This window comes from Streptacidiphilus monticola, from assembly GCF_042658505.1.
Taxonomy (GTDB): Bacteria; Actinomycetota; Actinomycetes; order Streptomycetales; family Streptomycetaceae; genus Streptacidiphilus; species Streptacidiphilus monticola.
Genome location: NZ_JBHSQJ010000089.1, coordinates 16972 through 28457, shown reverse-complemented (window position 1 = coordinate 28457; position 11486 = coordinate 16972). Strand labels below are relative to the sequence as shown.

The following is an 11486-nucleotide window of genomic DNA, read 5'->3' as shown; positions in this document are numbered from 1 at the left end:
CGCCTTCAGCGACCCGCAGTGGCTCCAGGTCGACCTCGGCTCCAGCCAGACGCTCTGCGGCGTGCAACTCCAGTGGGAGGCCGCCTATGCGACGGCCTATCAGGTCCAGGTCTCCGACGACGCGACCACCTGGACCACCGTCTACGCCACCACCACCGGCAGCGGCGGCACCCAGACCCTCAACGTCACCGGCACCGGCCGCTACGTCCGCATGTACGGCACCGCCCGCGCCACCCAGTACGGCTACTCCCTCTGGGAGTTCCAGATCCACACCACCGGCTCCGGCTCGTCCACCAGCCCCAGCCCGTCCCCCAGTTCCTCCGGCTCGGACGCCTTCTGGGGTGACACCAGCACCATCCCCGCCGCCCAGAACGTCGTCGAGGTGAAGATCCTCAACCGCACCAACGGCCAGTACCCGGACAGCCAGGTCTACTGGTCCTTCAACGGCCAGACCCACTCCATCGCCGAGCAGCCCTACCTCGACATGCCCGCCAACTCGGCCGGGCGGATGTACTTCTACCTCGGCTCGCCCAACAGCCAGTACTTCGACTTCATCGAGTTCACCGTCGGCGCGAACGTCTTCAACGGCAACACCACCCGCGTGGACGCCTTCGGCCTGCCCATCGCCATGCGCCTGCACGCCAAGGACGGCTACGACGTCCAGGTCGGCGAGACGCAGCAGGTCTTCGCCGAGGACCGGACCCAGCTGTTCCAGGACTTCGTCAACGCCGTCCCGCAGGAGTTCAAGGTCCTCGCGCAGACCCAGGCCCCGTACCGGATCATCGCGCCGGGCAGCGACCCCAGCTTCCGCACCGGCGGCGCTAACGCGAACTACTTCTCCGCCTACGCCGGTTCGGTCGGCGTGACCGCGGCCACCTCGGACATCTTCGGCTGCGCCGGGGCCCTCGCCTCCCAGCCGGACGAGTGCGCCGCGCTCAACCGGCACGTGGCGACCCTGCCGCAGTCCCAATGGTCGGACCCCACGCAGTACTACCAGGCCGCGCCCGCCAACTACTACGCCAAGTTCTGGCACGACCGGGCCATCAACGGCCTGGCCTACGGATTCCCCTACGACGACGTGGCCGGCCAGTCCTCCTTCGTCTCCCACGCCGACCCCCAGTGGCTGGAGGTCGCGGTCGGCTGGTAGCCGGCCCGCGCCCCGCCCCGAGCAGAAGGGAGAAGCCACCCATGACCGCGACCGTGTTCCGCCACCAGCTGCGCCGACGCACCGTCAGCACCCTGTGGACCGCGGCGTTCGCCGCGCTCGCGCTCGTCGCCGCCCTCTTCACCGCCCCCGTACCCGCCCACGCCGCCGCGGCCCTGCTCTCGCAGGGCCGCCCGGCCACCGCCTCCTCCACCGAGAGCGCCGCCTTCCCCGCGTCCGCCGCCGTGGACGGCGACGCCGGCACCCGCTGGTCCAGCGCCGCCGCCGACCCCCAGTGGCTCCAAGTGGACCTGGGCAGCACCGCCACCATCAGCCAGGTCGTCCTCAACTGGGAGACGGCGTACGCGAGTTCGTTCCAGATCCAGATCTCCGCCGACGCGAGCACCTGGACCACCGTCTACGCCACCACGACCGGTACCGGCGGCGTCCAGACCCTCGACGTCACCGGCACCGGCCGCTACGTCCGCATGTACGGCACCGCCCGCGCCACCCAGTACGGCTACTCCCTCTGGGAGTTCCAGGTCTACGGCACCGCGGGCTCCGGCGGCGGCTCGTCCTGCGGAACCGCGAACGCCGCACTCGACCAGCCCGCGACGGCCTCCTCCACGGAGAACGCGGGCACCCCGGCCTCCGCCGCCGTGGACGGCGACGGCGGCACCCGCTGGTCCAGCGCCTTCAGCGACCCCCAGTGGCTCCAGGTCGACCTCGGCTCCAGCCAGCCGGTCTGCCAGGTCGTGCTCAACTGGGAGACGGCGTACGCCACGGCCTTCCAGATCCAGCTCTCGACGGACGGCAGCACCTGGACCCCGGTCTACTCGACCACCACCGGTACCGGCGGCACCCAGACCCTGAACGTCACCGGCACCGGCCGCTACGTCCGCATGTACGGCACCGCCCGCGCCACCGGATACGGCTACTCCCTCTGGGAGTTCCAGGTCCACACCGGCGGCAGCGGCACCGGCGGCGGGGGCGGCTCGGGTTCCTGCGGCGCCACCGACGCCGCCCTCGGGCACCCGGCCACCGCCTCCTCGATCCAGGACGGCGACCCCGGCTACTCCGCCTACTACGCCGTGGACGGCAAGGACATCACCCGCTGGTCCAGCGCCGCCGGCGATCCGCAGTGGCTGCAGGTGGACCTCGGCGGCTCGCTGCCGGTCTGCCAGGTGGTGCTCGACTGGGAGAACGCCTACGCCTCCGGATTCCAGGTCCAGCTCTCCGCCGACGGCTCCAACTGGACCACGGCCTACTCGACGACCACCGGCACCGGCGGCCACCAGTCCCTCAGCCTCTCCGGCACCGGCCGCTACATCCGGATGTACGGCACGGCACGCGGAACCGCCTACGGCTACTCGCTCTGGGACTTCCAGGTGTTCACCGTCGGCGGCGTGACCGCGAGCGTCCCCGTCCCCGCGCCCAAGCCGGCTCCGGGCAACTGCCCGTGGATCAACTCCACCGCCGCCACCAGCACCCGGGTCGCCCAGCTGATGGGCCAGATGACGCTGGCCCAGAAGGTCTCCCTGCTGCACGGCACCAACGACCCGAACTACATCGGCAAGATCGTCGGAATACCGTCGCTCTGCATCCCGGACGTCAACCTGGAGGACGGCCCCTCCGGCGTGGGCGACGGGCTCGGCGGGGTGACCCAGATGCCGGACGGCATGGCCTCGGCCGCGACCTTCGACACCGACTACGAGCAGCAGTACGGCACCGCCATCGGCCAGGAGTTCGCCGCCAAGGGCGTGAACGTGGCGCTCGGCCCGACGGTCAACATGGTCCGCGACCCGCGCTGGGGCCGCGCCTACGAGACCTTCGGCGAAGACCCGTACCTGGCCGGGCAGATGGTGGTCGCCGACGTCAAGGGCCTGCAGTCGCAGGGCGTCATGGCGGAGGTCAAGCACGCCGCCGCCTACAACATCGAGCAGCCCGCCGGCACGATCGTGGTCGACTCCCGCACCCTGCAGGAGATCTACCTGCCCGCCTTCCAGTACGCCATCGAGCAGGGCGGCGCCGCGGCGGTGATGTGCGCGTACAGCAACGTCAACAACGTGCCGTCCTGCCAGAACCCGCAGATCCTCAACCAACCGCTGTACCAGCAGGCCGGGTTCACCGGCTTCGTGACCAGCGACTGGGGCGCCATCCACTCGACCGTGGACTCCGCGAACGCGGGCCTGACGGTGGAGATGCCCAGCGGGTACTACTACGCCGACTACCTGGTCCAGGCCGTGCAGAGCGGCCAAGTCAGCCAGGCCACCCTGGACACGATGGTGTCGCGGGTGCTCACCCAGATGTTCCGCTTCAAGATGTTCGACCAGGCCCCCAGCGGCTCCACCACCGCGATCGTCACCACCCCCGCGCACGACCAGGTGGCGCTGCGCGGCGCGGAGGAGGGCACGGTGCTGCTGAAGAACAACGGCGTGCTGCCGCTCAGCCCCTCGCAGCTCTCCTCGGTCGCCGTCATCGGCGTGGACGCGGGCGCCGGAACCCAGACCATCGGCGGCGGCAGCGGCACGGTGACCAGTTCCGGCACCTACACCCCGTTCACCGGCATCTCGCAGCGGCTGGCCGGCACGGGCGTGACCGCGACCTTCAACGACGGCAGCGACCAGGCGTCCGCGGTGGCGCTGGCCAAGTCGTCGAGCGTGGCCGTCGTCTTCGCCAGCGACAACTACGGGCACGAGGAGGCGGACAACACCTCGCTCAACCTGCCGGACAACCAGGACGCGCTGATCTCGGCGGTCGCCGCCGCGAACCCGCGCACGATCGTGGTGCTGAACGACAACGCGGCGATCCTGATGCCGTGGCTGCCCCAGGTGGCCGGGGTCTTCGAGGGCTTCTACGACGGCGAGATGTGGGGCCGCGCGATCGCGGCGCTGCTCTTCGGCGACGTCAGCCCCTCCGGCAAGCTGCCGGTCACCTTCCCCACCTCACTGACCGCGCTGCCGGCCAACACGGCGGCGCAGTGGCCGGGGACCAACGGCCAGGTGCAGTACTCGGAGGGACTGAAGATCGGCTACCGCTGGTACGACGCGACCGGGACCGCACCGCTGTTCCCCTTCGGCTTCGGGCTGTCGTACACGACGTTCGGCTACGGCAACCTGCAGGTCGGACAGTTGACGGGCGGTCAGGCCACGGTGACCGCGACCGTGACCAACACCGGCAGCCGGGCGGGCACGGACGTCGCCCAGCTGTACGTCGGCGACCCGGCGGCGGCGGGTGAACCGCCGCACCAGCTCAAGGGGTTCCAGCGAGTGACCCTGGCCCCGGGCGCCTCGGCGACGGTCAGCTTCACGGTGACCGCCCACGACCTGGCGTCCTGGGACACCGGCAGCGGCCACTGGATCGCGGGGGCCGGCACGTACCAGGTCCTGGTCGGCGACTCCTCGCGCTCGCTCCCGCTGAGCGGTTCGCTGACGCTGGGCAGCGCGGTCACGGCCGACGCCCTGCCCTGAACTCCGCCGCGCGGCGCCGGGCCTGACGCCACGTCAGGGTCAGGCCCGCCGCGGCGGTGACGGCGGCGACGGCTTCCGCGATGACGGAGGCCGTCTTCTCCGGGTACCAGGTCGGCTCGTACATGTCCGGGAACGGCCCGAAGGCGCCGATGTCGACATAGCGATAGACCATCACGGCGGCGACCCCGCCGAGGGCCACGCCCAGGGCGAACGCCCAGACCGTCCAGTGGCGTCCGGCCACCAGCACGAGCAGCGCGGCGGCGGCCGCGAACCCGGCCTCGATCCGGAACAGGTCGCCCTGGCTGATGCTCGCCGCGACCGGGTCGTAGCCGGGCGCGAGGTCGGCGTGCACGAACGCGTCGATCGCCAGCCCGGCGGCGGTGACCAGCCGCAGCAGCCAGAGCAGTGCGCCCGACGCGGACCAGTGCGGCACGGCCAGGCGGGGGAGGGTGGTGGGGGCGGCGTGGTGAGTGCTCATCTGACTGTGCTTCCGTTCCTGACCCCGCGCCCCGCACCCCACGGCTGCCCCTCCCCCACCCGCCCGCCGCTCGGCACCGGACACCGAGGTCTCCTTCTTCACCCGGCCTTCTGGCCAGTCCACCCCCGAATACGCCCCCACCCCCACCGCGGTTCACCCCTCCCCCAGCCCGCCGCCCCCCCGGCGCTCCGCACCGGAGCCGCCGCCCCCAGGCCCGCCTCCTGACGCGAAGCGTCTTCGATACCGGCCCCCGCCCGCCCAGGCGTTCCGCCCCCGCCACGCAGAGCAAACCCCGCCCGTCCAGGCGCTCCGCGCCGGGCCCAGCCTCACCGGCCCGCGGCATCGCGCGCAGCGCATGGCGACCGCCCGGTCCCCTCCGAGCCGGCACAACAGGACCTGCCGCACCGGCGCGGAGCACAGCCCCGCCGCCCCGCTCCGCCGCGCGCGGCGCATGGCGACCGACCGGAGCCGGAAGCCATCGCCGCGCAGGTGTTCCGCCCCCACCACACAGAGCAAACCCCACCCACCGAGGCGCTCCGCCCCGGGCCCAGCCTCACCGGCCCGCTCCGCNCCCCGCCGCCCCGCTCCGCCGCGCGCGGCGCATGGCGACCGACCGGAGCCGGAAGCCATCGCCGCGCAGGTGTTCCGCCCCCACCACACAGAGCAAACCCCACCCACCGAGGCGCTCCGCCCCGGGCCCAGCCTCACCGGCCCGCTCCGCCGCGCGCAGCGCATGGCGACCGCCCGGTCCCCTCCGAGCCGGCACAACAGGACCTGCCGCACCGGCGCGGAGCACAGCCCCGCCGCCCCGCTCCGCGGGCGCCCCGGGGTCCGGGGCCGGAGGCCCGGGCGGTTCCGTCGTGGGGGTCCGCGGCCTACCGTGGGAAGAGGCGGGGCAGGAGGTGACGACGTCATGGCCTTCCATCTGCATCTGCACCGGCATTCGGTGCCTCGGATCACCGAGGCGCGTACTCCGTTGACGGAGGACATCCGGCACCGGCAGCGGCGCTACGTCGTCACCATGTCGATCCGGACGCTGTGCGTCGTCCTCGCCATCGTGCTGTGGCAGGTGGACCGCGTGGCCGCGGTCGTCGCCCTGATCGCGGGCGGACTGCTCCCCTACGTCGCCGTGGTCATGGCCAACGCGGCGCGCGAGTCGCCGCCCCGGTCGCCGGACACCTACGTCAAGCCGGAGCCGGAGCCGGAGCCTGACCCGAACCGACAGCCCGCGCTGCCTCCCGGCCCGGAAGCAGGTCCCGCCGACTGGGAGCCGACGCCCGACGAAGCCGCCTGGGAGGCCGAGTGGGGCGCGGACGGTCACGAGGGCCCGGATCAGGAACGCTGACCGCCGCCACCACCGACCCGCCGGTCCGGGGCGCAGCCCAACGCCTCCAACTTGCCTTCCAGCACCGCGCGTTCACGCGCATTGCCGCACAGCTCGACCGCCCGCCGCAGCTCGGCCCGGGCCTCCTCGGTGCGGCCCAGCCGGGTGAGGAGTTCGCCGCGCACGCCGGGCAGCAGCGCGGAGGTCACCAGCGCACCCTCCGCGACCAGACGGTCGACCACCTCCAGTCCCGCCGCCGGGCCCTCGTCCATGGACAGTGCCACCGCCCGGTTGAGCTCGACCACCGGGGACGGCGCCAGCCGCGCCAGGGCGTCGTAGAGCACCACGACCCGGCCCCAGTCCGTCTCCGCCACCGACGGGGCCACCGCGTGGCACTCGGCGATGGCCGCCTGCAGGCCGTACCCGCCGAGGCCGCGGCCCGCGGCCTGGGCCCGGGCCAGGGCGGCCCGGCCGCGCCGGATCGCCGCCTGGTCCCAGCGGGCGCGGTCCTGCTGCTCCAGCAGCACCGCCTCGCCGCGGGGACCGGTCCGCGCGGGGAAGCGGGCGGCGGTCAACTCCAGGAGTGCGAGTAGGCCGTGGGCCTCGGGCTGGTCCGGGACCAGCCGGCTCAGCACCCGGGCCAGCCGGAGCGCCTCTCCGGCGAGGTCGAAGCGGATCAGCTGGTCGCCCGAGCTCGCGCTCGCGCCCTCCGTGAAGATCAGGTAGATCACGTTCAGCACCGAGCCGACTCTCCCGGCCCGCTCCGCCGCCGACGGCACCTCGATCGGGACCCCGGCCGCAGCCAGGGACTTCTTCGCCCGGGTGATCCGCGCCTGGACGGTCGCGGTCGGGACCAGGAAGGCCCGCGCGATCTGATCGCTCGTCAACCCGCCCACCACGCGCAGCGTCAGCGCGACCCGCGCCTCCCGCGCCAGTACCGGATGGCAGGCGGTGAACATCAGCGCGAGCACGTCGTCGTCGATCCGGTCCGGGTCCCACAACAGGTCGGTCCCCTCCTCCCCCGGTGCCGCGCCGTCCCGGCCCGACTCGCGGGCGAGGACGGCACAGCGTTCGTCCAGGGCGGCGCGGCGCCGGAAGGCGTCCACCGCACGGCGGCGTCCCACCGTGAGCAGCCAGCCGGCCGGATTGCCGGGGACGCCTTCGCGCGGCCAGTTGACCAGCGCCTCGGCCAGGGCCTCCTGCGCCACGTCCTCGGCCAGCGCGAAGTCCCCGGTGTACCGGGCGAGTGCGCCGACGATACGTGCCGACTCGATCCGCCACACCGCGCCGACGGCCTCGCGCCCGGTGGGATCCGCCATGCCGCCCCTGCCTCTGTCGCAGTGAACCCGCCCGTCAGAGCTGGCCGGTGGCCTCGCGCCAGGCCCGCTCCTTCTGGATCCACTCGTTGTCCTGCGGGAACTCGTCCACGGAGGCGACCCGGCGGATCTCCGTCTTGAAGCCCGGCCCCTGGATCGGAAGCCGCTTGGCCCACTCGACCGCCTCCTCCTTCGACGCCACGTTGAGGATGTAGAAGCCGCCGAACAGCTCCTTGGCCTCCCCGTACGGCCCGTCGGTGACCAGCGGCGGCTCGGTGGAGAAGTCCACCACCACGCCCTCGGCGGCGTCGCCCAGGCCCTCGGCGGCGAGCAGCACCCCGGCTCGGATCAGCTCCTCGTTGAAGCGGCCCACGGTCTCCAGCATCTGGTTGAAGTCCGCGTCGGCCATCGACGCCATGGCCTTCTCGTCCGCCCTCATGATCAGCATGTACTTCATGGTCGTGTCTCCTCGTGCGCTGCCGGGTCCGCTGTCCGGGCCCGATCATCCCTAGGTCGAACGGGAAGCGCGCGGATCGACACGGGCGCGGAGAATTCTTTCGGGAGCGCCGAAGTCGCCCCCCGCAGCGGTCAGTCGGGCAGCGGGATGTGCAGGGCGAAGGTCCCGCGCAGGTCCAGCCAGGCCGCGTCGCGGCCGCGGACCAGCCGCAGGACGACCTGCTCGCAGCCCGGGCAGCGGGCGACCAGTCCGGGCGCGTGCCGGTACACCCGCAGCGCGGCCACCGGTCCGGTCCGCCCGCAGCCGGTGCAGCGGCCCTCCGCGGCGGTGACGTCGACGGCGAAGATCTCGGCGAGCGGACCGGCCAGGGCGTTGCCGTCCTCGTAGGCGTCCTCGTCGGGGCCCGCCTCTGCGTAGATGTGCTCCATGTCAGCCTCCGCTGGGGCCGAAGCGTTCGGTGCGGATCCGCTGCGGGTCGTGGCCCAGGTCGACCAGCAGGTCGGCGGCGTGCTCGACGAAGCCCGTCGGGCCGCAGACGTAGACGCTGGGGGCGAACTCCACCGGCCAGCCCGCGCCCGCCAGGTCGTCGGCGGTCAGCCGCCCCGGGGGGCGGGGCCAGCCGTCGGGAGCCCGCCGGGTGTAGAGCGAGGCGACGTCCACGCCCGGGTCGGGGCGCTGCAGTTCGGACCGGTAGAGCCGGTCCTCGGGGATGCGGACCGAGTACACCAGCCGGAACGGCGCCCGGCCGCCGAGCGTCCGCCGGGTGCGGATCATCGCCATCAGCGGGACGATCCCCGAGCCGCCGGCGACCAGCAGCACGGGCTCGGGCTCGGCGGCGCGCCAGACGAACCAGCCGCCGACCGGTCCGCGCAGCTCCAGCAGGTCGCCCGGGCGCAACTCCCGTGCCAGGTACGGGGAGACCTCACCGTCGGCGACCTGCTGGACCGTCAGCTGCACCAGGTCGCCGTCGGGTGCGGAGGCGATCGAGTAGCTGCGCTGGGTGCTGTAGCCGTCCTCGGCGGTGAGCCGCACGTCCACGTGCTGGCCGGGCAGGTGCCCGGGCCAGTCGGGGACCTCCAGGACCAGCGTGGTCGCCACGGGCGTCTCCTCGCGCCGGGCCACGAGCGTGGCGACGCGCCAGCGCAGGCGGTCGCCTAGTCGCCTTGGTACCGCTGCTCGCGCCATGGGTCTCCGTAGTCGTGATAGCCCGCGCTCTCCCAGAACCCCGGCTCGTCCTGGAGCAGCAGCTGGATGCCGTGCACCCACTTCGCCGACTTCCACAGGTACAGGTGGGGCACCAACAGCCGTGCCGGGCCGCCGTGTTCGGGGTGGAGCTCGCGTCCGCCGTACCCGTAGGCGATCCACGCGCGCCCGTCGAGCAGGTCGGCCAGCGGGAGGTTGGTGGTGTAGCCGCCGTAGGAGTGGACCAGGGCGTAGTCCGCGGCCGTCTCCAGGTCGGCGAGGAGGGTGTCCAGGCTGACGCCCTCCCAGTGGGTGTCGAACTTGGACCACTTGGTCACGCAGTGCAGGTCCACGGTGAGCCGCTCGGCGGGCAGGGCACGCAGCTCGGCCCAGGTCCAGCGGCGGACGTCGCCGGTCTCGGTGGTGACCGTCAGCTCCCAGCGGTCGGTGTCGATCCTGGGGGTGGGTCCGGCGGACAGGACCGGGAAGTCGCGCGTCTCGTACTGACCGGGCGGCAGCCGTCCGTCGGACGGGCGGGGACGCCCGTGGAAGCCGCGGGAGATGATCGCCATCCTGCCTCCTCCGTCCGGGCGGCGCGGCGGGTCGGCACCATCATGGCACCGCCCGCCCGCGCCCGCCCGAAGGCGGCTTCCCTGCTGCCGCGCCGCCCGGCGGCGGCGTTTCGGGCGCACGGCGCAGCGACCGTCCGCCGCGCTGACGTCCCGTCACGCCGCTTAGGGTCACCTTGCCCGAACTACTGGTCAATCTGCCCAGTGGATCGGGCGGATGACTGGGCAGATCAAGCATGATGATCAGCCGGGAAGCCAACTCTTGTGCAGCCCGGCTCGGTGAGGTGTGCTCTGTGCCCAACGAGGCAGACGCTCAGTCGAGGAGGACCAAGCGTGACCATCCAGGACACTCTCACCAGCCAGGAGAAGCTCGCCGAGCTCGATCTCCAGCAGCTGCGTCAGCTGGTCGGTCTTGTGGAGTACGACGCCGAGCGGGACCCCTTCCCGGTCACCGGCTGGGACGCCGTGGTCTGGTCGGTCGGCAACGCCACCCAGGCCTCGCTGTTCTTCCAGGCCGTCTTCGGCATGGAGCTCGTCGCCTACTCCGGGCCGACCACCGGCAACCGCGACCACCACGCCTACGTGCTGCGCTCCGGCGCGGTCCGCTTCGTGCTCAAGGGCGGCGTGGACCCCGAGAGCGAGCTGCTCGACCACCACCGCCGCCACGGCGACGGCGTCGTCGACATCGCGCTGGAGGTCCCGGACGTGGACAAGTGCATCGAGCACGCCCGCGCCCAGGGCGCGACCGTCCTGGTCGAGCCGCACGACGTCAGCGACGACAACGGCACCGTGCGCATGGCCGCCATCGCCGCCTACGGCGAGACCCGGCACACCCTGGTCGACCGGTCCCGCTACTCCGGCCCCTACCTCCCCGGCTACGTCGCCCGCAGCGGTGGCTGGACCAAGGCGGCCGGCGAGCCCAAGCGCCTGTTCCAGGCCCTGGACCACGTCGTGGGCAACGTCGAACTCGGCCGCATGGACGAGTGGGTGGAGTTCTACAACCGCGTCATGGGCTTCACCAACATGGCCGAGTTCGTCGGCGACGACATCGCCACCGAGTACTCGGCGCTGATGAGCAAGGTGGTCGCCAACGGCAACCACCGGGTCAAGTTCCCGCTGAACGAGCCCGCCGTCGGCAAGAAGCGCTCGCAGATCGACGAGTACCTGGACTTCTACCGCGCCCCCGGCGTCCAGCACCTGGCCCTGGCCACCAACGACATCATCACCACCGTGGACGTGCTGCGTTCCCACGGCGTGGAGTTCCTGTCCACCCCCGAGACCTACTACACCGACCCCGAGCTGCGCGCCCGGATCGGCCAGGTCCGGGTCCCCATCGAGGAGTTGGCCTCCCGCGGCATCCTGGTCGACCGCGACGAGGACGGCTACCTGCTGCAGATCTTCACCAAGCCGATCGGCGACCGCCCGACCGTCTTCTTCGAGCTGATCGAGCGTCACGGCTCGCTCGGCTTCGGCAAGGGCAACTTCCAGGCGCTGTTCGAGGCCATCGAGCGCGAGCAGGCCAAGCGCGGCAACTTCTGAGGCTGCG

At 72.6% G+C, this 11486-nt stretch carries 10 protein-coding genes; 4 read left to right on the top strand and 6 right to left on the bottom strand.

Annotated elements, in window-relative coordinates:
• Nucleotides 1-1147, top strand: a 1147-nt coding sequence (locus tag ACFP3V_RS21795) for a beta-1,3-glucanase family protein (protein ID WP_380585974.1), incomplete at its 5' end; no start/stop codon positions are given.
• 41 nt (nt 1148-1188) lie between these two features.
• The gene (locus tag ACFP3V_RS21790; RefSeq protein ID WP_380585972.1) at nt 1189-4614 is read left to right on the top strand and encodes a discoidin domain-containing protein; all 3426 of its coding nucleotides are present in this window, start codon (nt 1189-1191) and stop codon (nt 4612-4614) included.
• Here ACFP3V_RS21790 and ACFP3V_RS21785 read toward each other — a convergent pair.
• Nucleotides 4592-5092: a hypothetical protein gene (locus tag ACFP3V_RS21785; protein WP_380585970.1), complete on the bottom strand. Its 501-nt coding sequence runs from the start codon at nt 5090-5092 to the stop codon at nt 4592-4594. The two genes, ACFP3V_RS21790 and ACFP3V_RS21785, sit on opposite strands and share 23 nt — an antisense overlap.
• A 913-nt stretch (nt 5093-6005) precedes the next feature.
• On the opposite strand from ACFP3V_RS21785, the gene ACFP3V_RS21780 reads away from it, so the two are divergent.
• Nucleotides 6006-6437 carry a DUF3099 domain-containing protein gene (locus ACFP3V_RS21780; protein ID WP_380585968.1) on the top strand — a complete coding sequence of 144 codons (432 nt, stop codon included), beginning with the start codon at nt 6006-6008 and terminating at the stop codon, nt 6435-6437.
• Here ACFP3V_RS21780 and ACFP3V_RS21775 read toward each other — a convergent pair.
• The 5 genes from ACFP3V_RS21775 to ACFP3V_RS21755 all read right to left on the bottom strand — a co-directional run bounded on the left by ACFP3V_RS21775 (nt 6425) and on the right by ACFP3V_RS21755 (nt 9943).
• Nucleotides 6425-7735, bottom strand: coding sequence for an RNA polymerase sigma factor (locus ACFP3V_RS21775; protein WP_380585966.1), 1311 nt, complete (start codon nt 7733-7735; stop codon nt 6425-6427). The genes ACFP3V_RS21780 and ACFP3V_RS21775 overlap by 13 nt on opposite strands.
• A 34-nt stretch (nt 7736-7769) precedes the next feature.
• Nucleotides 7770-8189, bottom strand: coding sequence for a YciI family protein (locus ACFP3V_RS21770; RefSeq protein ID WP_380585964.1), 420 nt, complete (start codon nt 8187-8189; stop codon nt 7770-7772).
• A gap of 131 nt (nt 8190-8320) precedes the next feature.
• Nucleotides 8321-8617: a DUF6510 family protein gene (locus ACFP3V_RS21765; protein WP_380585962.1), complete on the bottom strand. Its 297-nt coding sequence runs from the start codon at nt 8615-8617 to the stop codon at nt 8321-8323.
• 1 nt (nt 8618) lies between these two features.
• A complete protein-coding gene (locus ACFP3V_RS21760; RefSeq protein WP_380585960.1) occupies nt 8619-9374 on the bottom strand; it encodes a ferredoxin reductase in 756 nt (251 codons plus the stop codon).
• Nucleotides 9344-9943: a sulfite oxidase-like oxidoreductase gene (locus ACFP3V_RS21755; RefSeq protein WP_380585958.1), complete on the bottom strand. Its 600-nt coding sequence runs from the start codon at nt 9941-9943 to the stop codon at nt 9344-9346. Before ACFP3V_RS21755 ends, ACFP3V_RS21760 begins: the two co-directional genes overlap by 31 nt.
• Nucleotides 9944-10333: 390 nt before the next feature.
• Between ACFP3V_RS21755 and hppD the strand changes: the two genes are divergently transcribed.
• The gene (hppD, locus tag ACFP3V_RS21750) at nt 10334-11479 is read left to right on the top strand and encodes a 4-hydroxyphenylpyruvate dioxygenase (RefSeq protein ID WP_380585976.1); all 1146 of its coding nucleotides are present in this window, start codon (nt 10334-10336) and stop codon (nt 11477-11479) included.
• Nucleotides 11480-11486: the final 7 nt, after the last annotated feature.

Excerpts from the sequence above, each read along its gene's own strand:
- ACFP3V_RS21790 (WP_380585972.1), top strand. The coding sequence starts at position 1,189 with ATGACCGCGACCGTGTTCCGCCACCAGCTGCGCCGACGCACCGTCAGC.
- ACFP3V_RS21785 (WP_380585970.1), bottom strand. The coding sequence starts at position 5,092 with ATGAGCACTCACCACGCCGCCCCCACCACCCTCCCCCGCCTGGCCGTG.
- ACFP3V_RS21780 (WP_380585968.1), top strand. The coding sequence starts at position 6,006 with ATGGCCTTCCATCTGCATCTGCACCGGCATTCGGTGCCTCGGATCACC.
- ACFP3V_RS21775 (WP_380585966.1), bottom strand. The coding sequence starts at position 7,735 with ATGGCGGATCCCACCGGGCGCGAGGCCGTCGGCGCGGTGTGGCGGATC.
- ACFP3V_RS21770 (WP_380585964.1), bottom strand. The coding sequence starts at position 8,189 with ATGAAGTACATGCTGATCATGAGGGCGGACGAGAAGGCCATGGCGTCG.
- ACFP3V_RS21765 (WP_380585962.1), bottom strand. The coding sequence starts at position 8,617 with ATGGAGCACATCTACGCAGAGGCGGGCCCCGACGAGGACGCCTACGAG.
- ACFP3V_RS21760 (WP_380585960.1), bottom strand. The coding sequence starts at position 9,374 with ATGGCGCGAGCAGCGGTACCAAGGCGACTAGGCGACCGCCTGCGCTGG.
- ACFP3V_RS21755 (WP_380585958.1), bottom strand. The coding sequence starts at position 9,943 with ATGGCGATCATCTCCCGCGGCTTCCACGGGCGTCCCCGCCCGTCCGAC.